The 23,471-nt window shown below is 50.6% G+C and carries 22 protein-coding genes and 4 pseudogenes; 10 read left to right on the top strand and 16 right to left on the bottom strand.

What is annotated here, in order from left to right; all coding sequences use genetic code 11:
* Positions 1-119 precede the first annotated feature (119 nt).
* The 4 genes from AC1MKH_RS25720 (at position 120) to AC1MKH_RS25735 (ending at position 1,723) form a co-directional block, all read left to right on the top strand.
* The gene (locus AC1MKH_RS25720; RefSeq protein WP_001247892.1) at positions 120-410 is read left to right on the top strand and encodes a nucleotidyltransferase family protein; all 291 of its coding nucleotides are present in this window, start codon (positions 120-122) and stop codon (positions 408-410) included.
* Positions 407-808 carry a HepT-like ribonuclease domain-containing protein gene (locus AC1MKH_RS25725; RefSeq protein WP_001293886.1) on the top strand — a complete coding sequence of 134 codons (402 nt, stop codon included), beginning with the start codon at positions 407-409 and terminating at the stop codon, positions 806-808. The genes AC1MKH_RS25720 and AC1MKH_RS25725 overlap by 4 nt, the downstream gene beginning before the upstream one ends.
* Positions 798-1,154, top strand: coding sequence for a cupin domain-containing protein (locus tag AC1MKH_RS25730; protein ID WP_000215515.1), 357 nt, complete (start codon positions 798-800; stop codon positions 1,152-1,154). The genes AC1MKH_RS25725 and AC1MKH_RS25730 overlap by 11 nt, the downstream gene beginning before the upstream one ends.
* A gap of 254 nt (positions 1,155-1,408) precedes the next feature.
* A complete protein-coding gene (locus tag AC1MKH_RS25735) occupies positions 1,409-1,723 on the top strand; it encodes a hypothetical protein (RefSeq protein ID WP_000091613.1) in 315 nt (104 codons plus the stop codon).
* 172 nt (positions 1,724-1,895) lie between these two features.
* Here the strand turns inward: AC1MKH_RS25735 and AC1MKH_RS25740 are convergent, their stop codons facing one another.
* The 3 genes and pseudogenes from AC1MKH_RS25740 to AC1MKH_RS25750 form a co-directional block, all read right to left on the bottom strand.
* Positions 1,896-2,429, bottom strand: coding sequence for a phospholipase D family nuclease (locus AC1MKH_RS25740; protein WP_000792636.1), 534 nt, complete (start codon positions 2,427-2,429; stop codon positions 1,896-1,898).
* Positions 2,429-3,067, bottom strand: a pseudogene (locus tag AC1MKH_RS25745) (CpaF/VirB11 family protein); the annotation flags it as partial. The gene AC1MKH_RS25740 and the pseudogene AC1MKH_RS25745, both read right to left, overlap by 1 nt.
* A 123-nt stretch (positions 3,068-3,190) precedes the next feature.
* The gene (locus AC1MKH_RS25750) at positions 3,191-3,958 is read right to left on the bottom strand and encodes a DUF1883 domain-containing protein (protein WP_327622024.1); all 768 of its coding nucleotides are present in this window, start codon (positions 3,956-3,958) and stop codon (positions 3,191-3,193) included.
* A gap of 168 nt (positions 3,959-4,126) precedes the next feature.
* On the opposite strand from AC1MKH_RS25750, the gene AC1MKH_RS25755 reads away from it, so the two are divergent.
* Positions 4,127-4,741 (top strand): TIR domain-containing protein, encoded by a 615-nt coding sequence (locus AC1MKH_RS25755; protein ID WP_000160641.1) that lies wholly within the window; start codon positions 4,127-4,129, stop codon positions 4,739-4,741.
* 40 nt (positions 4,742-4,781) lie between these two features.
* On the opposite strand, the gene AC1MKH_RS25760 is transcribed toward AC1MKH_RS25755, so the two are convergent.
* Positions 4,782-5,489, bottom strand: a complete 708-nt coding sequence (locus AC1MKH_RS25760) for a hypothetical protein (protein WP_001258875.1) — start codon at positions 5,487-5,489, stop codon at positions 4,782-4,784.
* A 27-nt stretch (positions 5,490-5,516) separates the two neighbouring features.
* A complete protein-coding gene (locus AC1MKH_RS25765; protein ID WP_004098835.1) occupies positions 5,517-6,083 on the bottom strand; it encodes a recombinase family protein in 567 nt (188 codons plus the stop codon).
* Positions 6,084-6,246: 163 nt separating this feature from the next.
* Here AC1MKH_RS25765 and AC1MKH_RS25770 point away from each other — a divergent pair, with 163 nt between their 5' ends.
* Together AC1MKH_RS25770 and yfjT are read left to right on the top strand one after the other, a co-directional pair.
* The gene (locus AC1MKH_RS25770; protein ID WP_327622021.1) at positions 6,247-9,255 is read left to right on the top strand and encodes a Tn3 family transposase; all 3,009 of its coding nucleotides are present in this window, start codon (positions 6,247-6,249) and stop codon (positions 9,253-9,255) included.
* Between the two features lie 33 nt (positions 9,256-9,288).
* A pseudogene (yfjT, locus tag AC1MKH_RS25775) lies at positions 9,289-9,630 on the top strand (protein YfjT); the annotation flags it as partial.
* Positions 9,631-9,823: 193 nt separating this feature from the next.
* Here the strand turns inward: yfjT and AC1MKH_RS25780 are convergent.
* The 9 genes and pseudogenes from AC1MKH_RS25780 to AC1MKH_RS25820 all read right to left on the bottom strand — a co-directional run.
* A pseudogene (locus tag AC1MKH_RS25780) lies at positions 9,824-10,126 on the bottom strand (IS110 family transposase); the annotation flags it as partial.
* A gap of 424 nt (positions 10,127-10,550) precedes the next feature.
* Positions 10,551-11,552: a LacI family DNA-binding transcriptional regulator gene (locus tag AC1MKH_RS25785; RefSeq protein WP_276224756.1), complete on the bottom strand. Its 1,002-nt coding sequence runs from the start codon at positions 11,550-11,552 to the stop codon at positions 10,551-10,553.
* A 29-nt stretch (positions 11,553-11,581) separates the two neighbouring features.
* Positions 11,582-12,982, bottom strand: coding sequence for a sucrose-6-phosphate hydrolase (locus AC1MKH_RS25790; protein ID WP_276224757.1), 1,401 nt, complete (start codon positions 12,980-12,982; stop codon positions 11,582-11,584).
* Positions 12,982-14,352: a sucrose-specific PTS transporter subunit IIBC gene (locus tag AC1MKH_RS25795; RefSeq protein WP_276224758.1), complete on the bottom strand. Its 1,371-nt coding sequence runs from the start codon at positions 14,350-14,352 to the stop codon at positions 12,982-12,984. Before AC1MKH_RS25795 ends, AC1MKH_RS25790 begins: the two co-directional genes overlap by 1 nt.
* A gap of 135 nt (positions 14,353-14,487) precedes the next feature.
* On the bottom strand, positions 14,488-16,005 hold the full coding sequence (locus tag AC1MKH_RS25800) for a carbohydrate porin (RefSeq protein ID WP_276224759.1): 1,518 nt from the start codon (positions 16,003-16,005) through the stop codon (positions 14,488-14,490).
* Positions 16,006-16,170: 165 nt separating this feature from the next.
* On the bottom strand, positions 16,171-17,094 hold the full coding sequence (cscK, locus tag AC1MKH_RS25805) for a fructokinase (protein ID WP_276224760.1): 924 nt from the start codon (positions 17,092-17,094) through the stop codon (positions 16,171-16,173).
* 332 nt (positions 17,095-17,426) lie between these two features.
* A protein-coding gene (locus AC1MKH_RS25810) for an IS1-like element IS1A family transposase (protein ID WP_228261368.1) occupies positions 17,427-18,124 on the bottom strand; the annotation gives its coding sequence in 2 pieces (ribosomal slippage) (positions 17,427-17,875 and positions 17,875-18,124; 699 coding nt in all).
* Between the two features lie 28 nt (positions 18,125-18,152).
* Complete coding sequence (locus AC1MKH_RS25815) at positions 18,153-18,557, bottom strand: DeoR family transcriptional regulator (RefSeq protein WP_276224790.1); 405 nt, start codon at positions 18,555-18,557, stop codon at positions 18,153-18,155.
* Positions 18,558-19,091: 534 nt separating this feature from the next.
* Positions 19,092-19,796, bottom strand: coding sequence for an IS6-like element IS26 family transposase (locus tag AC1MKH_RS25820; RefSeq protein WP_001067855.1), 705 nt, complete (start codon positions 19,794-19,796; stop codon positions 19,092-19,094).
* 541 nt (positions 19,797-20,337) lie between these two features.
* Between AC1MKH_RS25820 and AC1MKH_RS25825 the strand changes: the two are divergent.
* Positions 20,338-20,579, top strand: a pseudogene (locus AC1MKH_RS25825) (hypothetical protein).
* Between the two features lie 435 nt (positions 20,580-21,014).
* Positions 21,015-21,173, top strand: a complete 159-nt coding sequence (locus AC1MKH_RS25830) for a hypothetical protein (RefSeq protein ID WP_488452276.1) — start codon at positions 21,015-21,017, stop codon at positions 21,171-21,173.
* Between the two features lie 60 nt (positions 21,174-21,233).
* On the opposite strand, the gene AC1MKH_RS25835 is transcribed toward AC1MKH_RS25830, so the two are convergent.
* Together AC1MKH_RS25835 and AC1MKH_RS25840 are read right to left on the bottom strand one after the other, a co-directional pair.
* On the bottom strand, positions 21,234-22,214 hold the full coding sequence (locus AC1MKH_RS25835) for an IS5 family transposase (protein WP_242491450.1): 981 nt from the start codon (positions 22,212-22,214) through the stop codon (positions 21,234-21,236).
* Between the two features lie 103 nt (positions 22,215-22,317).
* Positions 22,318-22,740, bottom strand: a complete 423-nt coding sequence (locus AC1MKH_RS25840) for a MarR family winged helix-turn-helix transcriptional regulator (RefSeq protein ID WP_074186208.1) — start codon at positions 22,738-22,740, stop codon at positions 22,318-22,320.
* A gap of 99 nt (positions 22,741-22,839) precedes the next feature.
* Between AC1MKH_RS25840 and AC1MKH_RS25845 the strand changes: the two genes are divergently transcribed.
* The gene (locus tag AC1MKH_RS25845; RefSeq protein WP_234651775.1) at positions 22,840-23,427 is read left to right on the top strand and encodes a flavin reductase family protein; all 588 of its coding nucleotides are present in this window, start codon (positions 22,840-22,842) and stop codon (positions 23,425-23,427) included.
* The last annotated feature ends 44 nt before the right edge of the window (positions 23,428-23,471 follow it).

Here is a 23,471-nt window from a genome sequence, read left to right on the forward strand (position 1 = left end):
GCAAAAGGGGATGATAAGTTTATCACCACCGACTATTTGCAACAGTGCCGAAAATAGTTCTTGAAATTCTATTCTTGATTGCATATCATCTCAACGAGTTTCGATAAGAAAGGATGCGCATGCGACCGTCTGTTGTGCTTGACATGAAGCGAAGCGCAGTGCGTGAAGCGGTAGGCCGCTTTCGCGCCGCGAACCCGCGCGTCTTCGGCTCGGTGCTGCATGGCACCGACCGGGATGGCAGCGACCTCGACCTGTTGGTCGATGCGCTGCCCGGTGCCACGTTGTTGGACTTGGGCGATTTGGAAGAAGAACTGAAATCGCTGCTCGGCGTTGACGTCGATCTGCTGACTCCCGGCGACCTGCCGCCGAAGTTCCGGGCCAAGGTGCTCGCGGAGGCGCAACCGATATGAGCGAGAACCGCCTGCCCGATTACCTCGACCACATTCAGCAGGCCGCAACCGATGCGCGCAGCTTCGTGGAAGGGATGGCCAAGGACGACTTCTTGGCCGACAAGCGCACCCAGCAGGCCGTCATCATGAGCCTGATCGTCATCGGCGAGGCGGCCACAAAGGTGATGGATGGCTACGTCGAGTTCACCCAGGCGCATGCCGACGTGCCGTGGCGCAGCATGCGCAATATGCGTAATCGCATGGCTCACGGCTATTTCGACATCAACCTCGATGTGGTGTGGGAGACGGTACAGGAATGGCTGCCGGCGTTGCTCCAGCAATTGCCCGCCGTGCGTCAGGATGCCGACGATGAAGACCGTAACGACAACTGTGAAAGAGGGATCTCCGATGACTGTTGAATCGAGAATATTTTCTGTAGCCGAGTATGTTCAGCCGTCCGAAGGCGAGCCTATTCGTTCCGTTGTGCTTGAAACCCGAGACTCAATTATCGTGGTTTGGCATGTCCATCCCGGGCAGGAAATTGCGGCTCACATTCATCCTCACGGCCAAGACACGTGGACTGTTTTGTCGGGAATGGCTGATTACTTTCAGGGCAATGGGATTGTTCGTGCCCTCAGGGAAGGTGAGATAGCCGTGGCAAGACCGGGCCAAGTGCACGGGGCGCGAAATACAGGTACCGAGCCATTTGTGTTAGTCTCGGTTGTGGCATCAGCCAATGCCGGTTTCGTATTGGCTGAGCGATAGAGCCCAATCTCTGGAGTTGGTCCAATGAGCGGTCGGGGAGATAGGTAACAGACATGCAGCGGACACGGCTGCTAAACCAGGTCGCAAACCTCCTTGCGTCGCAGCGTGCCGCAAGCGACGCGATCAATCGAATGGGGTCGGCATGAGACTGAACACCATCCAGTTCCCGACCGCGTAGCCGCCTGTCCTGCCGATCAGGTCTTGACCATCGACGCCTGGGATCAGTCCTGAATGTTCTTGGAGACCACTACGTTATGAGCCGCAGCCGCCGCAAAACACCCATCGTCGGGCACACGACCTGCGGCAGCGAGCGCGAGGACAAGAAGCTCTGGCATCAGCGCTGGCGCACCCGTGAGCGCACGGCGCTGACCAGCGCGTCGCCCGAAGCCCTGAGCGCCCATCTGCCCCTGCTGGAAAACCAGGCCAGCAGCGTCTGGTCGATGGGCAAGGATGGCCGCTCCTACTGGCCCGTCAAGCGCCAGGCCGCCACGGCGGATCGCATCGCCAATCACAAGGGACGCAACCCGCAAGAACGCGCCTCCCTGAAAAAGCGCCTGCTTACACTGTGATTCCTTCAAAATATCTCAACGAAATTTCCCGACACCTGTTTAAGCTATCTTGCTGATATTTCTGTTTTTCGATTTTTGCCGGCGCGATGCCGGCGACGTTGGCCAGCTGCCCCGGGCGCGATACTGAGATCAGTTTCTTTGAACAAAAAAACCGCCTTTTGGCGGTCAGTATTCAGTAGCTGGAACGGTAGTCTCTCCCCCGATTCCAGCGGTCTTGCCAGTGTTCGAGGAATGATTCAGCGAGCTTAGGCATGTTCCAGATCACCACCGCATTCTCCGAGTTTTTCGTTTCGGCCGCTTTGGTGAAATTAAAGCTGCCAGTTTCAACGGTCACATTATCCACGATGATCACCTTGTCATGCTGGATAGGGAAATCACTGTCAGTACGCAAAGGGATGCCGCTGTTCGCTATGTAGTTCATGGCCGCAATGCTGGCGCGCCCCGTATTGCCCCTTTCATCAATTACGATTTTCACATCAACTCCCCGTTTTTTGGCTGCTACCAGTGCTTTCATAATATCCGGGGCGGTAAAAGAATAAGCCATCATCCGTATCGAGGTTTTTGCGGAGTCAATGGCGCTCAGGACGAGAACGCGGGCGCTTCCTTCAGGCGAGTAGCCAACCTGAACGGATGGTTCCACCGCAAAGGCGGGCAGGGCGGCTGTCGTAAATGCTGCGGCCAGAAGCCAGGTTGCTAAGTTTTTCATTACAGGCTCCCGTTCACACACTGCATTTTATATTCAGGGTCAAAATAAATTTCTTTGATTTTCCGCTTTTCCATATGCACCACAACGTCAATGGTGGAGTAGAGCATTCGCATAATATCGCTCATATCGAGCATACGGCCGATAGGGGTCGCCTTGATAAGCAGCCCAATACGGTTAAAGGCATCGCGCGCAGAGTTAGCGTGCGTTGACATAACACCGCCTGGATGGCCGGTATTAAGTGCTTTAAGATAATCCCACGCAGCATCATCCCTAAGCTCAGTCATGATGATACGGCCCGGTGTCAGACGCATACAGGCTCGCAGGGCATCAGTGGCGCTGACGCGGCCGATCTTTCCTGCATCGCCGTACATCATATAAACGGCTTCTACAACGTGATCGACCGTGACTTCGTGAACGTCCTCTAAAATAATTACACGCTCGTCTTTATGTAGCGATTTTAACAGCGCGCGCGTGAGTACCGTTTTCCCCGACCCGGTTTCACCGCAGATCACGATAGTGCGTTTCTTCTCAACGGCGGTTTGCAGGAATGCGGGCCATTTTTCGCTGCTGTGCAGCTCTTTAAGGAAAAAATCATCATCCGTTAGGCTTTGCTTGCTGCCGGTAATCTTCCGGCAGTCACGGGGTTTGAAGGCCAATGGAACGAAAACGTACGTTAAGAATGTAATTTATTGATATTCATAAAAATAAAAAAAGGATCGCTGATTGATCCTTTTGTTTTGCTATTTGAATTTCGATAAACATTAACCACGAGAATGCAGTAGCTCGGCTATCTCATGAGCAATTTCATCGATTGTATGAGTTGCAGTACTACGAGCAACTTTGTCTGCTAATGATGGACTAAAATCGACAACTTCTTGTTTTGTAATATTATGCCATATGGGAAGCAATATTTGCTCACCAGAAATAGCACGAGTGACGATTCCATCAAGTTCATAATTTGTCCAACCTTTGCTTATAAACGCCGGAGACAAAACTACTAACCCAACACGACTGTTTGCTAAACCTTTGTCTATTTTTTGTCTCAGGCTGTCACCAATTCTTAACGTCATTTCGTCATACCATACATTAAGGCCGTGACTGATTAATGAGTTTGCCAGAGAGCGAACAAAATCATCTTTATCCTCTGAGGCATGCGAAATAAATACGTCATGTATCTCGTTGCTCTGTGCTGTTGACGGTGGTCTGTTATCTCTTACCAGACTAGGAACTTCGCTTAACGGCCTATCCTGAATTTCAGGAAGAACCCCTGGAAGAACGCGAACAGAAGCCCTGGTACTCCCCCTTAATCCCTGCATATCTACAGCAATATGCCAATGGCCTGATGAAGGGATCTGTAACCTTATGGGGGAGCGCTTTGCTAACCCACCAATGTAGGAATGTCGTCGGCCATTCTTATAACTACTGAAGTTAGAACTATCCATTAGTCTAACATTTGCACCACTGATAAGGGTGATTTCAACAATCTCCCCTCTTTTTCTTTGACCAAGATCATTATGGATGAATTGCATGTAAGTCTGCTCTCTTCATTTGAATTGGAAGAATGTAGCCACTTCCTGATTATACTGTATCCAGTGGTTGAGAGTATCTCTTAGTGTGAAAAAATAAATTATAAGACTTTTACTCGGTATGGATGAAGATGTAAAATCCGTAAACCAGAGAATAAATGAGGAAAAAGCGTGACCAAGCACAAAGTTTTCATCAGTTACCACCATGCTAATGACCAATGGTACAAAAACGAACTTGAAAAAATGAATGATGTTTTTGATATTTTTGTGAATCGCTCGGTATCACTTGGTGACATTGATGAAGAAGAAGAACCTCAAAAGATCAGAGAAATAATAAGGGATGAATATTTACGTGATACATCCGCTCTTATTTTACTCGTTGGGACTGAGACTAAAAATAGAAAGCATGTTGATTGGGAATTATATTCATCCATGAGGGATAGTCCCAGAAACGGCAAATCAGGTATTTTTATTATAAATCTTCCTTCAACAGGGACAAACAACATTAGAGCCAGTCATGGTGAAAATGAAAAAAATGAATTTCATCCTAATATAACCGAGTGGATAACAATCAACGACAGAACAACATATAAAGAAATATATCCATATATGCCTGAAAGAGTTATCGATAACTTGATGAGTGAAAAGTCATATATATCAATAGTCAACTGGGATCAGATACACAATAACCCAGAAAACCTTAGAAAAATGATTGAGTTAACATATCAAGATAAAGATAAGTGCGAATACGTTTTTTCTACCCCAATGAGAATGCGTAATGGCTAGCAGAAACAGTAAAGGGGAGTATGATACTCCCCTTTACTTGTTACCAATCCCATTTGGTGGTGTTCACGTTAAATGTTTGTTGAACCCGTGATGTGAAAAAATCATTTACTACTTTAAAATCGTTACATATTTTACTGTAGTTATAGTATTGCTTTTGTATTTTATTTATAGGCGTCAGGTGAACTTTTAATGGTGTATTAGTTATAACATCAATAACTTCATCCTTATCTGATATATATTTATACCATCTTTTATAATTATTTTGATTTTTAGTTAAAAATTTATTTAACACCATTAACATATCATTGCTAATATTATATAACTCATTGTCTTTTTTTGGATTCAATAGTTTCATTTCATCTCTAATAAATTGATATGTCTGATAATATGATGAGATAACTTCATCGAATGCGTCCACATTTTTCTTCAACTTAAAGATAGCTCTTTTTGAATCCAGATGATTTTTTATACTTTTGCGATATAACGTACCACTTTCATTGAACAGAACATTAACGCCGCCTAAACTTAATTTCTCTACTTTAAATGAGTATTTTTTTAAAAGATATAACGCTACAATTAGCCATATAAAAATAGATATTAGTAGTATATATATAATACCAGTTACTAAAGGTTTGTTTTTATTAAATACGGTGTAAATTGAAGGTACATATAATGAAAGATCCACTGTACACATTACAGCAATTACCGCAATGAAAGCTATCGTCCAAATTATAACAAATGTTCTCACAATTCCACCTTGTCAGTTGTAAGATAATCAATCATTGATTGGTGAACGTTCTGAATTGATAATTTTATATACGGTTGAACGCGCAATACCCATATGCTTAGCTATTTCAGTTGCTCCAGTTCCTTTATCATGCATAAATTTTATTTTATTCCTGTCTATTTTCCGTTTTCTGCCAAATTTAATTCCTTTAGACTTGGCCTCAATTCTTCCTTCATTTGTTCGTTCAAAGATGCGAGTACGTTCTGCTTGTGCCACTGCTGATAGAATTGTGACGATCATCTTCCCCATTTCTCCATCGGTACTGATCCCATCATCAATGAATCGGACTGCCACACCCAAGGCATCGAATTCTTTTATTAGTTGAATCATATCGGCAGTGTCACGACCAAGACGGTCTAGCTTCTTCACCAGAATGACATCTCCATCTTCCACCTTCATGCGCAACAGCTCAAGTCCTTCCCTGGCAGCTGAACTTCCCGATGCCTTGTCCGTAAAAATACGGTTGGCTTTTACCCCCGCGTTCTTAAGTGCTCTAATTTGAATATCTAGGGACTGCTGACTGGTTGAGACCCGTGCGTAACCAAAAAGTCGCATAAAAATGTACCTTAAATCGAATATCAGACACCTTGTGTCTATTATGGCAAAAATACGATTTAATAGACAGTCCATGCCTGCCGTTTTATGCTGTCTTATAAATTATAACATTTCGGACGGTTGCGAAATTGTTAATATATAACCGTCAGGCAGGAAGGCCTATATGCCCGTCGATTTTCTGACCACTGAGCAGGAACTGAATTATGGTCGCTATGTTGCAGAACCCAATGACGTGCAGCTGGCGCGCTATTTTCATCTTGATGAGCGAGATCTTGCCTTCATTAACCAGCGACGGGGAAGGCATAACCGGCTGGGAATTGCGCTTCAGCTCACCACCGCCCGTTTTCTGGGCACCTTTCTGACAGATTTAACCCGGGTTCTGCCGGGTGTTCAGCAATTTGTCGCGGTGCAGCTTAATATCCGCCGTCCGGAAGTCCTTTCCCGCTACGCAGAACGGGATACCACCCTCAGAGAGCATACTGCGCTGATTAAGGAATATTACGGTTACCATGAATTTGGCGATTTCCCCTGGTCTTTCCGCCTGAAGCGCCTGCTATACACCCGTGCATGGCTCAGTAATGAGCGACCCGGCCTGATGTTTGATTTTGCCACCGCCTGGTTGCTTCAGAATAAGGTCCTGCTGCCCGGAGCAACCACACTTGTACGTCTCGTCAGTGAAATACGTGAACGGGCAAATCAGCAACTTTGGAAGAAACTGGCCGCGTTGCCGGACAGCTGGCAGACCGCCCGCGTGACTGAGCTGCTGGACATTCCTGAGGGGCAGCGAATTTCACCGCTGGAGCAACTGAAAAAGGGACCTGTCACCGTCAGCGGTCCGGCATTTACCGAAGCGCTGGAGCGGTATATCCGGCTGCGAAACCTGGAGTTTTCCCGACTGAGTTTTACCGGTCTGCCCGCTATACAACTACGTAATCTGGCCCGTTACGCAGGCATGGCGTCGGTAAAATATATCGCGCGAATGCCACAGCAGAGAAAGCTGACCGTACTCACCGCATTCGTTAAAGCACAGGAGACTGCGGCGCTGGATGAAGCCGTTGATGTGCTCGATATGCTTATACTGGATATCACTCGTGCGGCGAAGAAAACGGGGCAGAAAAAACGGCTCAGGACGCTGAAAGATCTTGACCGTGCTGCGCTACTGCTGGCGCAGGCATGTTCATTGTTGCTAGCTGAGCAGGCTGACGATGCTGAACTGAGGGAGACCATATTCAGCAGCATACCGAAAAGTAGGCTGGCAGAATCCGTCAGCAAGGTAAATGAGCTGGCCCGGCCTCAGAACAACAATTTCCATGACGAAATGGTGGAACAGTACGGGCGGGTAAAGCGTTTTCTTCCGGCGGTATTGCGCGACCTGCATTTCCAGGCAGCGCCAGCCGGAGAACATACGCTGTCCGCCATTCATTATCTGACCGAACTGAACGGCTCGAAAAAGCGCATCCTGGACGATGCGCCTGAACATATTATTACCGGCCCCTGGAAACGCCTGGTATACGATGCGGAGGGCCGGATACAGCGTGCCGGTTACTCGCTTTGTCTGCTGGAGCGCCTTCAGGATGCACTACGCCGACGGGACATCTGGCTCGAAAACAGCGATCGCTGGGGAAATCCCCGCGAGAAGCTGTTGCAGGGGGAAGAATGGCAGGTTCAGCGGGTCCCCATCTGTCGGGCGCTGGGACATCCCACTGATGGACATAAAGGCGTGCAACAGCTGGCGGTCCAACTGGATAAAACCTGGAAAGCCGTCGCATCCCGCTTTGAAGGAAATGCGGAGGTTAATATCTGCCATGACGGTAAATATCCTTCCCTGACTATCAGCAGCCTGGAGAAACTGGAGGAGCCACCATCGTTGCATCGTCTCAACAGTCGGGTAAGGCAGCTACTCCCGCCGGTAGATTTGACGGAACTGTTGCTTGAGATAGATGCCAGAACGGGCTTTACACGTGAGTTTACGCATGTCAGTGAATCCGGGGCCCGGGCGCAGGATCTGCACATCAGCCTGTGCGCGGTCCTGATGGCTGAGGCTTGCAATATCGGGCTGGAACCGCTGATAAAGCACAATATACCGGCGCTGACGCGCCACCGGCTCAGTTGGGTGAAACAGAATTACCTCCGGGCAGAAACGCTGGTCAGCGCCAATGTCCGCCTGGTTGATTTTCAGTCCACACTGGAGCTTGCTGGCCGCTGGGGTGGCGGCGAAGTGGCTTCAGCTGACGGCATGCGCTTTGTCACGCCGGTGAAAACCGTCAATTCAGGACCTAACAGAAAATATTTTGGTTCCGGACGTGGCATCACCTGGTACAACTTCGTCTCTGATCAGTACTCTGGATTCCACGGCATCGTTGTCCCCGGCACATTACGAGATTCCATTTTTGTGCTGGAAGGCCTTCTGGAGCAGCAGACAGGGCTGAATCCGGTTGAGATCATGACAGACACAGCCGGTACCAGCGACATTATTTTTGGCCTCTTCTGGCTGCTGGGATACCAGTTTTCTCCTCGGCTTGCCGATGCCGGTGAAGCAGTATTCTGGCGGGTGGATAAATCGGCAAATTACGGTGCACTAGACGAACTGGCTCGTGGTTGTGCCGATCTGTCGAAAGCCGAGTATCAGTGGGATGAGATGATGCGAGCCGCCGGTTCGCTGAAACTGGGTACCATTCATGCTTCAGAACTCATTCGCTCTTTGCTGAAAAGCTCGCGCCCATCAGGGTTGGCACAGGCGATCATGGAAGTGGGGCGCGTCAACAAGACGCTGTACCTTCTAAATTATATTGATGATGAGGATTATCGTCGGCGGATCCTGACGCAGCTAAACCGGGGAGAAGGCCGCCATGCTGTGGCGAGGGCGATCTGCTACGGGCAGCGCGGTGAGATCAGAAAGCGCTATCGTGAAGGTCAGGAAGATCAACTGGGTGCACTGGGCCTCGTCACTAACGCAGTGGTACTGTGGAACACACTTTATATGCAGGAAGCCCTGAGCTGGATGCGCAGGAATGGAGAAGAAACCGGGGGTGAAGATATCGTCCGGTTATCCCCACTGATGCACGGGCATATCAATATGCTGGGGCATTATACGTTCACGCTACCGGAGGATATTTTGAAGGGGGAACTGAGAGAATTAAATTTTAATTTAAACAATGAATTACCTTCTTAGCGTACGTTTTCGTTCCATTGGCCCTCAAACCCCAATAGCAGCGGAAAGATGTTCACCATCAACTGCACGGAAAATCCGGACCAGAACGGTATTTACCAGCACTCGGTTTTTCTGACCCTCGCAGGAGATAAAACGATCAGCTCGCATGATAACAGTACCGACATCACAGTGGTGATGGACCATAAGCAATATGCCATTCCCTCAACCCTTGGCTGGCGTAACGGGGATAATGCCTGGTTTAGTTTCATCATGGATATCCGCAAGGCCAGGCAGTTCGAAGTCTACGTCAATGACCGCAAAGCAGGGACCTTCAGCGTTGACCTGACAAACGCTACGAAGGCACTGCCAACATTAGCAGGCTGCACGAACGAGTGACTGTTGTGCTTTCCATCCATAACAACATACCTGGCTGCCAGAGGCAGCCAGGGCTTATTTTTTCCTTTTTATTTCCACCGATTAGTCCAGGCACTTCCGAATAATGAGCGCAGTGGCCAGTTTTAGTTGACCATATAGAAATGATAAAATAATCACGTGTTATGTTGAGATTGTTTATTTAACGGTTGAGAGAAGCACCACTTGGCCAGAAGGTCTGCCGATAGCGGGCCAATGATAACGCGTGTACAGGAAAGACAGTAACAAAGGGGTACTTCTGGAGAGCATACACTACCGGGCCTTTCTTCAGTTCAAGGGCGATAGCGATCCTGCCTTTGACCTTCTGGTGCAACTCATTGAGCCTGGTATCAAGCGCTTCCGGGGTATGTTTAATCACATGGAATGTGCGCTCACCGTTTTTAAACTGAACGCAGACATCGTGCTTTTTATCCGCCCAGTCCAGACCAACGTGAGCAGCAAACTGATCTATAGCAGTCATCACCAACTCCTTTTAACCGGGGATTGGTATGCATTCCACGCTCTTCGAAAGAAATATAGCCAGCAGTTTATCTGCATGCCCTGAGTATTCGTTAGCGAACGTGGAGCACTTACTGGCTCGAAAGCAAAGCGGCAATTATCAAATCACATGATTCTGGCACAATATTCGTAACCAGTAAGCGCATACCCTGAATCACTTAAAAGTGTAACTCTCAGGGTTCGAATGACTATATCTGGCTCAAAACAGACTGTTATTGTCAGGGGTCAGTTAATACAATCTCCCGGCGAGAGGCCAGGCAACAGCTCAAACGCCCTAATATGATAGTTACCAGCACGATGCCAGCACCAATGGTATGCCCGGCGATCGCCGGGCCGTTCAGACCAATCGGCGTCCAGCGTCGCTATTCAAAAATGCTCAGTTATTACTAATGCCGAAACTGCAGCGTTGCGGGCAGGTAGCGTTGTAGCGTTTCGGGCGTATCGCCCTCGATCAGCTGGCTTATCAGATCGTAGCAGTGCCAGGCCAGCTGGCGATTATCCTGCTGGATGGTGTCGATACGCAGCGACAGCGAATCATAAAGATAGTGATCATCAAAGCTCGTCAGATGAATATCGTAGTCGAGTAAATGGTGCTGGCTCATATAGCGCAGAACCCCTTCGAGCAGCCCGCAGGCGGCGGTGAACAGCGCCTTAGGCGGCCGCCCAAGGCGCGCGCAGAGTGCGGCGAACATCTCATAGCCGGAACTGGGGTGGTAATTGCCGTTGATCACCCATTCCGGGCGTAGGGCAATACCCGCCTGAGCCAAACCCTGCGTGAACCCGGTCAGACGATCGCGGGAGGGCGACAGACGCGGCTGACCGCCTAAAAACCAGAACTCATCGCTATGCTGAGGCGCGATGCGGGAAATCAGTTCCGCCGTTGGGGTAATCGAATCGGTCATTACCAGCGGCAGCGTGCTTTCATTAGGGCAGCGGTCAAACAGCACCACTGGCAGCTGTTGGCTGAGCTTGAGATAGTCGGCATCGTTGTTCATACAGGAAGCGACGATCATCCCGTCGACCTGGCGGGCAATCATGTTATTGACCACCACGCTCTCCTGAGCAGGGTTTTCGTCAGTACAAGAGATCAACAGCTGGACGCCCGCCTCGCGGCACAGCATCTCCAGCTCATGGGCAAAGACTGCAAAGCCGTGGTTGGTGATCTCTGGCACCACCAGTCCGATGGTGTGGCTGCGGTTGTCGCGCAGCGAGCGGGCATGAATGCTAGGCTGATAGTGCTGCTTACGGGCAATCGACAGTACGCGCTCACGCGTTTCCTGCGCCACGCGCAACTCCTTGCCACGACCGTTCAGTACCAGGCTGGCGGTTGCTTTGGAGACGCCAGCCTGTTCGGCGATATCTTTAATGGTTACGCGTTTGGTTTTCATTACGACGCCATGAGCCTGAAGCAAAACGCTTATTCTACCATGCAAGTTCGCAGCGGCCAGTAGCAGAATGCGTCCGGCGTGATGCCGGAGAATGTTAGCTGACCGGAACATGCCGGGAAGTAACGGCTGCTCATCACCCCTTCACCGCCGTTGATGAAAATCTCCACACTCGACTGGTCGATGAAAATACGCAGCGAGCGGACGTTTCCGCGCCAGTAACGATAATGCATCTCGTCGCTGGCGAGACTGCGTCGGGCCAGGCGGAGTCCGCTGGCATCGCGCTCAAGGATTAATACGCCGCCAAAATCGAGGCTCAACATATCGTCCCCGCGGGTTTGCAGATCGATTTCCATCGGTGCCAGCGGCAGGGCGTTCCCCAAACAGCCGTGTGCTTCACCACGCAGGGCGCTCAGTTCCCGTAGCGGATGCTGGTAGAGCTGACCGTCGATAAACTCCAGCTCACGCAGGCAGGTCATCTGATGGATCCAGCCGTTGTTGAGGGTCGGCTGAAGCATCTCTTCGCCCTCCGGCACGCCCATCCAGCCGACCAGCAGACGACGGCCATCACTGGTAAGCATTGTTTGCGGGGCGTAGAACTCAAAGCCGGCGTCCAGTTCGTGCAGTTCGCCGTGGCTGAAAGCGCCGGCAGCGTAATCAAACTCGCCCGCCATCCATACTGCCGGGTAGGTGTTCAGGTAGCACTCTTCCTCGCGGGCAATCCCCTGCGGACAGCAGATTAGAATATGCTGGTCGCCGAGTGGAAAAAGATCCGGGCACTCCCACATATAGCCGACGTCGTCGAGGCCATTGATGCCGTGGCCGGCGATTTCACCCATACTCGTCCACTGATGGAGATCCGCAGAGCTGAACAGCAGCACCTTGCCGCGCTTTTGCCGATCCTGCGCGCCCAGCACCATGTACCACAGGTCTTCGTGTCGCCAGACTTTTGGGTCGCGCACGTGGCCGGTGTAGCCCTCCGGCAGCGGCAGCACCGGGCCGATTTTGCTGAAGGTGCCGTCAGCGTTTTTCGTTGCCAGGCATTGCCAGGCGGTTCGCCCTCCGTCGGCAAACTTCACGTTGCCGGTATAGCACAGGGTAAGCGTACCGTTGTTATCCACCGCGCTGCCAGAGTAGCAGCCGTTGCGGTCATACTCTTCGTCCGGCATCAGCGCAATGGGCTCATGCTGCCAGTGCAGCAGATCAGGGGAGCTCCAGTGCGCCCAGCACTTAAACGTATGATCGCAGGCGAGCGGGTTCCACTGATAAAACAGGTGATAGCGTCCGGCAAATTCGACAAAGCCGTTGGGGTCGTTCATCAGCCCGGTGACCGGCGCAAGATGCCAGCACGGATAGTGGCTATCGGCCAGCGCACGTGGCTGGCCCTGCATTACGGCCTGCATAATCGCGGGCAGTCGTGATGGAAGTGACATTATTCAGCGTCCGTTTTGTATTTCAAAACCAGGGAGACCGTAAAGGCGACGCCAAAGGCGATAACCATCCCGATAATGTAGTTCAACAGCGAACTGGCCTGCACGATGGCCATGCCGGGGATCGCCGTCAGGCCAACCGCGGTCATGTAGACGTGTACAGATACCACCCATGCGCCGCCCGCCGCACCGCCAATCAGCGCCGCAATAAATGGCTTCACAAAGCGCAGGTTAATACCAAAAATCGCCGCCTCGGTGATGCCCAGCATGGCGGAAAACGCCGAGGGCAGAGTAATAGCTTTAATTTTTGCATCTTTGGTTTTGAACCACACCGCCAGACATGCTCCGCCCTGAGCGACGTTGGCCATCGCCCAAATCGGCAGCAGGAAGTTGACGCCGATGGAGGGATTGCCCAGCAACCCGGCTTCGACCGCGTGGAAGCTGTGATGAATACCGGTAATGACGATAACTGAATAGAGACCGCCAAACAGCAACCCGGCGAGCCAGCCAGCGTGGCTAATCAGAGTGCTGAGGACAAAGGAGATACCGTCGCCCAGCGCGCGACCGGCCGGGCCGATAATCAGCAGGGCGATAAAACCGGATATAATCACCGTCAGGAACGGCGTCAGGATCAAATCCAGGGCATCAGGGATTGCGCGACGCAACTGCTTCTCAACGATGCTCATAAACCATACTGCCAGCAGTACCGGGAACACCGTACCCTGATAGCCGATCATGGCGATTTCGAAGCCGAAAAAGTTCATGGTGTGGAAACCCGCGGCCACGCCCCAGGCGTTTGTCAACGCTGGATGAGTCAGAATGCCGCCGAGCGTCGCGCCTAGATAAGGATTACCGCCGAATTCGCGGGCGGCGGTAAAGCCAATCAGAATCGGCAGAATGATAAACGCCGCCGAGCTGCACATATCCAGCATGATGTAGATGGCGTTGCCCGGGTCAACCCAGCCGTACGTTTTGACCATTCCCAGTAGGCCCATCAGCAGACCAGAGGCGACGATAGCAGGGATTATCGGCACGAAGATGTTTGATAGCAGGCGAGCGATGCGCTGGAATGGATTGAGCTTTTTTGCCGCGATGTCGGCGGCTTCCGATTTGCTGGATTCGCTAATACCCGCCACCTGAGTAAAGGCAGCGTAGACCTTATTTACCACCCCGGTGCCGAAAATAATCTGCATCTGTCCGGCATTACGAAAACAACCCTTCACCCCTTCAACTTTGCCGATGGCCTGCTGGTCGGCCAGCGAATCATCGACCAGCACCAGGCGCAGGCGCGTGGCGCAGTGCGCGGCGCTGGCGATATTTTCTTTGCCTCCAAGAAGCGGAAGCAGCGAGCGGGAAATCTGTTCAAAATCCATAGTACCCTCTTAAGGCTTAAACATTTTTATGTTGTCGTCCCACGTTCACGGGAGTGCTTTTTCTGCGTCTTAGTTAAGTCCGGGGTGACAAAGATGCTCTGCCCCCCGGCTATTCCTGTCATCAGGCGTAAGCCGTCAGAACCAGGTTTCCATCTGCACACCGAAAGACCATTCGCCGCCCGAGTTAAAACCGTCACTGCCCAGGGCGTCGTCGCTGGCGTAATTATTCAGTTTTTTGCTCCAGTCCATCCAGGAGGTATAGAAACGAATCTCCGGGCGACTGAAGAAATCACCGATACTGCCGACCTTAAATGTCGGGGCAAAGGTGAGCTTGTAGAAGCTACCGTTCACCGCCTGACGATCGTTATAACCTTCGGGTTTAAGATCCATGTACTGGTAGCTGCCTTCATAGGCGAGAGCAAAATTCTGATTGATCGCCTGAATCAGACGCAGGTTGAATGTTGCCCACTGATAGCTGTCGCCATCGGCGTAGCGGTCTTTACTGCTTTGCGCCAGCATTGCCGGGGCAACAGACCAGTTTTCGCTGAGCGGCGTGGTGCCGTAGCTGGCAATGCGCCATGTGTCGGCTCCCGGACGAAGTGCGCCATCAGATCCGATACCTTTAACCTCCGCGCCCAGACCATGACCATAAAGCAGAGCGGTTTTACTGCTACCGTCGCGCAGGCCGTAGAAACTGTCGTTATGCAGGCCGAGCAGCGCATGCACGCCGATGTTTGCCGCATCGCCTTTTACCAGATTGCCGTTGCTATCTTTACGCTCGTCGTTATCCTTCGCCCGCAGACCGCTGACCATCATCTGCAGCGGTCCTGCGAAGTGATTCATGGTGAGGATATAGTTCTGCACGCTGTTGCTGGAATCACCAATGTCGCCGAAGTTACGCCCATACAGGGAAAAATTACTCCGCAGGCCGTCGTTCCACTTCACGTCATAAATACCGCCACCGGTACCGGCGAGGAACACGACATCAGAGTCAATCCAGTGAATATCGAAGTTGTCGCGGTCGAAACGTTTCCCGGCCCACAGGGTTGAGCCCTTAAATGGCCCAGCGAACGTCGGCAGGTTACCCAATTCGACAAAGGCCTGACGAACGTTCAGATCGCTGGTGCTTGCAGTCCAGTCGTTATAAGAGGTTTGCCCGTCGGCGACCATCACCTTAAAGCGGGTCGTGGCCCCATTATCCAGGGTCTGCTTATGTTCAAGATTCATTTCAACATAGGTATCGGCCTGGTTTCCCAGACGACCGATAGCTCCGCCGGTTTCACCTGCCGGCGTTATGTAGGCCCCGGATTTGGTGCTGGCGCCGGAATCATTCATTATCACGCCGGAGCGGGCGTAACCGTGAAACTCAAAGCCGCTTTTGTCATCGGCTTTTTTCTCAAGTCTGGCGGTACGCTGAGCCACTTCCTGAGTCGAGTCCTGGTTTTTTTGCTGCTGCGCGGTGAGTTGCTGAACTTTTTTCTCCGCCGTCCCGGCGCGGTTTTCCGCCGTTTGCGCCCTGATTTCTGCCTCCTGCAGGCGTTTTTCCAGCGCGTTGAGCCGGGCTTCAATGGTGCTTATGTTCGTTTGCGCGTGGGCCGAGGCAGCGCCGGTTAGCAAAGCTATAAGCATCGCAAGTGTGCTTTTTCTGTACATGCTGTTGGCATCCCAAAAGTAAAATGGAAAAATGGTGATTTTTGCTAAACCGGTTTAGTTGGCATGTTAATCCCGACCTTTATTTTTCTTAAAACAAATATGCTAAACCGGTATAATAAATGTGATGCATGCAACAAAGTGAGCCGCACATAGCGGCTTTAAGGATTAAAACTGACGGTTGAGATCGCGCTGATAGGGCAAGGCGGTCATCGCGCCTTTGGCTGTGGTGGCCAGGGCGCCGCAGGTCTGTGCCAGCGTGAGTGTCGACTCCAGTGCGGTCACGTCCGTTGGCATCCCGTTAGCCGCAAGGCTGGCGAGAAGTCCGGCGACAAATGCGTCTCCCGCGCCGGTGGTGTCCACGCTGATCACAGGCCGGGCGTTGAAATGGGTAAACTCCTGCTGAAACGCGGCAAGCACCCCCGCTTTGCCCTGGGTCACTAATAGCAATTCCGGCTGATAGCGCTCCGTTACGCTGGCGATCCCCTGTGCTAAATCATTACTGCCGCTGATGAACACCAGCTCCTCTTCCGATAGCTTTACTACGTTGGCCATGTGCAAAGCACGATCGAGGCAGGCTTGCAGCAAGGCCTGATCCTGCCAGAGATCGGGACGAATATTAGGGTCAAAGCTGATCCGACCGCCGACAGACTTTATGTTCTCCATAGCCGCGAAGGTAGCACTGCGGCTGGGCTCGGCGCTGAGCGCGATGGAGCAGACGTGCAACCACTGTCCGGCGGTAAACTTTGGCAGGTCTTCTTCAGTCAGGAACAGGTCCGCGCTGGGGCGTACCATAAAGGTAAAGGTGCGTTCCCCCTGATCGTCAAGGTCTACGACAACAGTGGACGTGCGTTGCTGATCGTCGAGATACATATGGCTGACGTCGACCTGCTCCTGTTGCAGAGTATGACGCATGTAGCGGCCAAATGGGTCACCGCCGACGCGGCCGATAAATCCGCTATTGCCGCCAAGGCGGGCAACACCTACCGCCACGTTAGCCGGCGCGCCTCCAGGGCACTGCAGCAGACGCCCTTCGCTCTCCGGCAGCAGGTCCACCACCGCGTCGCCCAAAACCCAAACTTTTGCATTCATGCTAAGACTCCCCAAAGCTAAACTTTATTAAATCGGTTTAGCATATTTAATCACAGTGACCGAGTGGGTGGAACGTTCCAGCCGGAAAAGTGCGGCTCAGGGCATAAAAACGTGAGTCGCCTTACGAAATAGCGTTGATTCAACAGCTGTGAAGACTTACTTCCTAGACACAAATCATTGCTGAACAAATAAGGCGAGATGTTACCTGCAATGCCGCACAGCTTTTTGAACACAAAATGAGCTGTGTTGATATCTCTGTTATGTGCAGATAAGTTCCGTAAAGAATAAAATTCCCGATACTGCCATTACGGTAATCAGGTAATGACTCCAACTTATTGATAGTGTTTTATGTTCAGATAATGCCCGATGACTTTGTCATGCAGCTCCACCGATTTTGAGAACGACAGCGACTTCCGTCCCAGCCGTGCCAGGTGCTGCCTCAGATTCAGGTTATGCCGCTCAATTCGCTGCGTATATCGCTTGCTGATTACGTGCAGCTTTCCCTTCAGGCGGGATTCATACAGCGGCCAGCCATCCGTCATCCATATCACCACGTCAAAGGGTGACAGCAGGCTCATAAGACGCCCCAGCGTCGCCATAGTGCGTTCACCGAATACGTGCGCAACAACCGTCTTCCGGAGCCTGTCATACGCGTAAAACAGCCAGCGCTGGCGCGATTTAGCCCCGACGTATCCCCACTGTTCGTCCATTTCCGCGCAGACGATGACGTCACTGCCCGGCTGTATGCGCGAGGTTACCGACTGCGGCCTGAGTTTTTTAAGTGACGTAAAATCGTGTTGAGGCCAACGCCCATAATGCGGGCGGTTGCCCGGCATCCAACGCCATTCATGGCCATATCAATGATTTTCTGGTGCGTACCGGGTTGAGAAGCGGTGTAAGTGAACTGCAGTTGCCATGTTTTACGGCAGTGAGAGCAGAGATAGCGCTGATGTCCGGCAGTGCTTTTGCCGTTACGCACCACCCCGTCAGTAGCTGAACGGGAGGGACAGCTGATAGAAACAGAAGCCACTGGAGCACCTCAAAAACACCATCATACACTAAATCAGTAAGTTGGCAGCATCACCCGCTCCGGCACCAATGAATAATGATTGTTCCAGGCTGCCTATTATTTCCGTCAGCTTCTGCTCCCATCCGTCGCCATTTGAATAAGATAGGGCTTTATTACTATCTTCTGCCGATACGGCAACATCCTGTTCATGCCCTACCGTTACAGATTCTTTACGATTTCGGGATTCCGCTGAAAAGTTGGCAATGACTCCTTTGTTTAAAATGACATAACCGTTAGAGCGGACAATGTGCCCCATAGACTCCAGGAAACGTAAGTCAGTACGGATAGTCGCTCCGGATACTCCAAAATATTCGGTAAGATCCCCAACACTGACCTTACCTCTCACTCCAACCAGATTCGCGATTTCCATGCGACGTTCAATCGCGCTTTTCATAAGCTCTCCATTGAACGCTGTTAAAACCTTTCATCATTTTTCATTCTCTTTCATTGTCTACAATATGAACCTAAACCAGTGTTTTAAAAACCACCATCGTTACTAATTGTGGAACATGTCACAAAAAATGTTAACTTTAGTCATATTTTACAACTTAAATATTAAAAATCAGTAAGTTATGAAAATATAATGACTAAGAGGCTATTCTCGGGCAAACTGGGGACAATGTACTATCTCAGTGATCCTACCCGCGTAATAGGGGTCAGTTTGGATATCGAAAATTATTGTACTATAAGGACTTCCCCGGCATGTCAAAGCCGGTATTTATGGTTTCTGTCTGCTCTTCAGTAAAAATAAAGGGGAGAGACTGCGGTACTATAAACGGCCATGATGAATCGTCATCGATTCGGGCCCTGATGAAAGACGCGCGTGAGGTTCTTGTTCGTTAAGCGGATACGTATATCCTGTACAATAGCCAGATAGGCACTGTTGCAAAGTTAGCGATGAGGCAGCGTTTTGTCTTATTCAAAGGCCTTACATTTCAAAAACTCTGCTTACCAGGCGCATTTCGCCCAGGGGATCACCATAATAAAATGCTGAGGCCTGGCCTTTGCGTAGTGCACGCATCACCTCAATACCTTTGATGGTGGCGTAAGCCGTCTTCATGGATTTAAATCCCAGCGTGGCGCCGATTATCCGTTTCAGTTTGCCATGATCGCATTCAATCACGTTGTTCCGGTACTTAATCTGTCGGTGTTCAACGTCAGACGGGCACCGGCCTTCGCGTTTGAGCAGAGCAAGCGCGCGACCATAGGCGGGCGCTTTATCCGTGTTGATGAATCGCGGGATCTGCCACTTCTTCACGTTGTTGAGGATTTTACCCAGAAACCGGTATGCAGCTTTGCTGTTACGACGGGAGGAGAGATAAAAATCGACAGTGCGGCCCCGGCTGTCGACGGCCCGGTACAGATACGCCCAGCGGCCATTGACCTTCACGTAGGTTTCATCCATGTGCCACGGGCAAAGATCGGAAGGGTTACGCCAGTACCAGCGCAGCCGTTTTTCCATTTCAGGCGCATAACGCTGAACCCAGCGGTAAATCGTGGAGTGATCGACATTCACTCCGCGTTCAGCCAGCATCTCCTGCAGCTCACGGTAACTGATGCCGTATTTGCAGTACCAGCGTACGGCCCACAGAATGATGTCACGCTGAAAATGCCGGCCTTTGAATGGGTTCATGTGCAGCTCCATCAGCAAAAGGGGATGATAAGTTTATCACCACCGACTATTTGCAACAGTGCCCGCACGCCTGTTACCGGCCATTGCTGATCTTATGAGCAGTGAGGTCTTCCCACTTACCTGAATCACCGCCTTTCTGGCACTGTACTGGCCAGAAATGTTATCGCCGGCGTCACTTTTGACGGCCGATTTTTGTTATTCACAAATAACTGCAAGGGATTATTTCATATGGCGCTAACCGATGGTTTTGCAAAGCGCTAACCGTCAGTCTTTCAGGGTGCGTGGTTCCTTTTAAACATCAGCTCTGTATCTCTTTTAAAAATCCTTTAATAAATCCTGTAAACACATAACCTGTTCATCGCCTGCCCTGTGGACAGGCTCCTGATAATGCCCGCCCTTGCAGCGACCTGACGGTCGCGCCGGTTCGGCAACATCAGAAAGAGCTCCCATCGCTTCGCGAAGGGCCCCGGCCGGAGAAGCAAATTAGTTACAGCATTCAAAAGGAAGTTCATCATAAAACCGGCGCCGGTTTGCCGGCCAGGTGCCCCTCCCCAACACTGAAAAGCGCCGCCGCCCCCGGCCGAAGGCCGGGAGTAGTGTCGCTTTTAATGATGGGTGTTGTAACTACTCTTCTTCATCGCTGTGGGTGGTGCTGCGGTCGGTTGTCTGGTACACGCTCGTAAGCGGCCCTCCGGCCCGCTAACGCGGAGATACGCCCCGACTGCGGCTGTCGCCTTGCTGTGTCCACTCCGACCGCGTACAAAGGCATCTGAGACGTTTTGAGCGGGTATGGCTTTGCAGCTACCGTGTTAAGTTTCCTGGTGTCGCTGAAATAGTTGATGAACATCCCCCTAAGCGTCAGCAGCAAGCTGCCGCCGCTAAGGCCCCGGAAATCACGCCCTTTACGTCGTAAACGCCGTAAAGCCCGCTCACCGGGGTTAAAAGGGATTACTTTTACTTCTTCATTGCTGTGAGCGGGTTAAGGCTAATCAGGGCAGGGGGTAGGATGGCAGAGTTTATAGCCAGGTAACCGGCTACGCCGGGCTTTCGGCGCCATTTGACTCCACAGACACATGTAACCTCATCTGGCGCCTCCATGCCGCTAACGCGGCATCCAGAAGTATCCCGATGCTGTAAGTCTTAACGTCTGCTTTGTGCCAGAAGCGGAAGTAACTAACAGCAGTCTGTGTGAAAATACGGGGAGCAGGTTAAAGGTGCCTGGCCGTTGTTGAGGTGGAGTTGCAGGGCCGCACCTTCTATATCCTAGAAGTCGATACATCTGACGGTGTTTGGGAAGGTGCGAATAAGCGGGGAAATTCTTCTCGGCTGACTCAGTCATTTCATTTTTTCCTGTTTGAGCCGTTTTTTCTCCCGTAAATGCCTTGAATCAGCCCATTTAGACCGTTTCTTCGCCATTTAAGGCGTTATTCCCAGTTTTTAGTGCGATCTCTCCCACTGACGTATCATCTGGTCCACCCGAAACAGGTTGGCCAGGGTGAATAACATCGCCAGTTGGTTATCGTTTTTCAGCAGCCCCTTGTATCTGGCTTTCACGAAGCCGAACTGCCGCTTGATGATGCGCAACAGGTGCTCCACCCTGGCCCGGATGCTCGCCTTCATGTATTCGATGTTGATGGCCGTTTTGTTCTTGCGTGGATGCTGTTTCAAGGTTCTTACCTTGCCGGGTCGCTCGGCGATCAGCCAGTCCACATCCACCTCGGTCAGCTCCTCGCGCTGTGGCGCTCCTTGGTAGCCGGCATCGGCTGAGACAAATTGCTCCTTACCGTGCAGCAGGTTACCCAACTGGTTGAGGTCATGCACATTGGCCGCAGTGGTGACCAGACTGTGGGTCAGGCCACTCTTGGCATCAACACCAATGTGGGCCTTCATGCCAAAGTGCCACTGATTGCCTTTCTTGGTCTGATGCATCTCCGGATCGCGTTGCTGCTCTTTGTTCTTGGTCGAGCTGGGTGCCTCAATGATGGTGGCATCGACCAAGGTGCCTTGAGTCATCATGACGCCTGCTTCGGCCAGCCAGCGATTGATGGTCTTGAACAATTGGCGGGCCAGTTGATGCTGCTCCAGCAGGTGGCGGAAATTCATGATGGTGGTGCGGTCCGGCAGGGCGCTATCCAGGGATAACCGGGCAAACAGACGCATGGAGGCGATTTCGTACAGAGCATCTTCCATCGCGCCATCGCTCAGGTTGTACCAGTGCTGCAGACAGTGAATGCGCAGCATGGTTTCCAGCGGATAGGGCCGACGACCATTACCAGCCTTGGGATAAAACGGCTCGATGACTTCCACCATGTTTTGCCATGGCAGGATCTGCTCCATGCGGGACAAGAAAATCTCTTTTCTGGTCTGACGGCGCTTACTGCTGAATTCACTGTCGGCGAAGGTGAGCTGATGACTCATGATGAACCCTGTTTCATGGCTCCAGATGACAAACATGATCTCATATCAGGGACTTGTTCGCACCTTCCCAAGTATATCAAGCACGCTTATCTTATCGCTTATCTTATATATCAGTATTCTGATCCTCATTAAGCTCTGTTATTCGAGCAACCGGAAAAGTATTCTGAAGCGATTGTAATTCCGTTTTGTGTTGCTGTGCCAACTGCTGCAAATATTCCCTTCCCTTGGTTGTTAAATGTACTTCTACTTTACGTCTGTCACTTTCATTTTTTCGGCGCTCAACGAGCTCCAACTTTTCACTTCGTGTAAGTAAAGCCACTGTTGCGTGATGGCTCATCTGTAACCGCTCAGCCAACTCACCTACTGTCGCCCAATTACGTCCTGGATATCCTTGAATATGCAAAAGCGACAAATATTGTAACGGTGTAAGTCCCAGCTCCTTTGCAGCATTTTCACTAAAGTGCAAAAAGCGCATTAACTGGTAGCGAAACTCAGAAAGAGCCTCAAATTGAGATTTTGTTAACATAGAATACTCGACTGTTGACTTTCCAAAAGAAACACCATACGCTAAATTATATCATATTGTGATACAATTTGTGTAAATAATTTTGTGGAGATGATAGAGATGCACAAGCAAGTTCACCCTAAATCCCTTTACTGGGGAAGTACTGTCATTCTATTAAGCACCATTGATAATACCAATTCAACTAACATTACTCCTATTTCATCAAGCTGGTCTCTCTCGAGCAATATTGTAATTGGTCTCAGTCTAAGCTCGAAGGCAATTGAAAACATCGAGTATTGTCCAGAAATGGTATTGAACATTGCATCTGATGATCTTTCTAAAAAAATTGAGTCTATTGCAAAATATACAGGAAGGAATCCAGTTCCACCTGAGAAATTAAAGTCAGAATTTAATTATTGCAACGATAAATTTTCTCTCGGAGGATTTACATCACAAGTGTCACATACGGTACGACCACTCCGCATACAGGAATGTCCACTGCAAGTGGAATGCCTAGTCGAAAATATAATCAAGCGAGACAGCCATGCTATTGTGGAGTTGCGAGTAAATCATGTTCATGCTGATGTATCCCTACTCAAAGATAATGACATCATTGATGCCGACTTGTGGAGACCATTAATTTATAATTTTAGAAGTTATCATGGGATTACCGAAAGCATTGGTAGAAACTTTAAATTTGATAATTAGCCTCAAGAGTATTCTTATTAGTTAAAGACATTCTTATAACATGA

The organism is Pseudocitrobacter sp. CD920760 (genome assembly GCF_057782505.1).

What these genes read in the sequence shown, in the direction of transcription:
- AC1MKH_RS25770 (WP_327622021.1), top strand. Translation starts at nt 6,247, where the DNA reads ATGCCCGTCGATTTTCTGACCACTGAGCAGGAACTGAATTATGGTCGC.
- AC1MKH_RS25795 (WP_276224758.1), bottom strand. Translation starts at nt 14,352, where the DNA reads ATGGATTTTGAACAGATTTCCCGCTCGCTGCTTCCGCTTCTTGGAGGC.
- AC1MKH_RS25845 (WP_234651775.1), top strand. Translation starts at nt 22,840, where the DNA reads ATGCACAAGCAAGTTCACCCTAAATCCCTTTACTGGGGAAGTACTGTC.
- AC1MKH_RS25730 (WP_000215515.1), top strand. Translation starts at nt 798, where the DNA reads ATGACTGTTGAATCGAGAATATTTTCTGTAGCCGAGTATGTTCAGCCG.
- AC1MKH_RS25720 (WP_001247892.1), top strand. Translation starts at nt 120, where the DNA reads ATGCGACCGTCTGTTGTGCTTGACATGAAGCGAAGCGCAGTGCGTGAA.
- cscK (WP_276224760.1), bottom strand. Translation starts at nt 17,094, where the DNA reads ATGAATGCAAAAGTTTGGGTTTTGGGCGACGCGGTGGTGGACCTGCTG.
- AC1MKH_RS25835 (WP_242491450.1), bottom strand. Translation starts at nt 22,214, where the DNA reads ATGAGTCATCAGCTCACCTTCGCCGACAGTGAATTCAGCAGTAAGCGC.
- AC1MKH_RS25790 (WP_276224757.1), bottom strand. Translation starts at nt 12,982, where the DNA reads ATGTCACTTCCATCACGACTGCCCGCGATTATGCAGGCCGTAATGCAG.
- AC1MKH_RS25815 (WP_276224790.1), bottom strand. Translation starts at nt 18,557, where the DNA reads ATGAAAAGCGCGATTGAACGTCGCATGGAAATCGCGAATCTGGTTGGA.
- AC1MKH_RS25800 (WP_276224759.1), bottom strand. Translation starts at nt 16,005, where the DNA reads ATGTACAGAAAAAGCACACTTGCGATGCTTATAGCTTTGCTAACCGGC.
- AC1MKH_RS25740 (WP_000792636.1), bottom strand. Translation starts at nt 2,429, where the DNA reads ATGAAAAACTTAGCAACCTGGCTTCTGGCCGCAGCATTTACGACAGCC.
- AC1MKH_RS25840 (WP_074186208.1), bottom strand. Translation starts at nt 22,740, where the DNA reads ATGTTAACAAAATCTCAATTTGAGGCTCTTTCTGAGTTTCGCTACCAG.
- AC1MKH_RS25785 (WP_276224756.1), bottom strand. Translation starts at nt 11,552, where the DNA reads ATGAAAACCAAACGCGTAACCATTAAAGATATCGCCGAACAGGCTGGC.
- AC1MKH_RS25735 (WP_000091613.1), top strand. Translation starts at nt 1,409, where the DNA reads ATGAGCCGCAGCCGCCGCAAAACACCCATCGTCGGGCACACGACCTGC.
- AC1MKH_RS25725 (WP_001293886.1), top strand. Translation starts at nt 407, where the DNA reads ATGAGCGAGAACCGCCTGCCCGATTACCTCGACCACATTCAGCAGGCC.
- AC1MKH_RS25820 (WP_001067855.1), bottom strand. Translation starts at nt 19,796, where the DNA reads ATGAACCCATTCAAAGGCCGGCATTTTCAGCGTGACATCATTCTGTGG.
- AC1MKH_RS25750 (WP_327622024.1), bottom strand. Translation starts at nt 3,958, where the DNA reads ATGCAATTCATCCATAATGATCTTGGTCAAAGAAAAAGAGGGGAGATT.
- AC1MKH_RS25765 (WP_004098835.1), bottom strand. Translation starts at nt 6,083, where the DNA reads ATGCGACTTTTTGGTTACGCACGGGTCTCAACCAGTCAGCAGTCCCTA.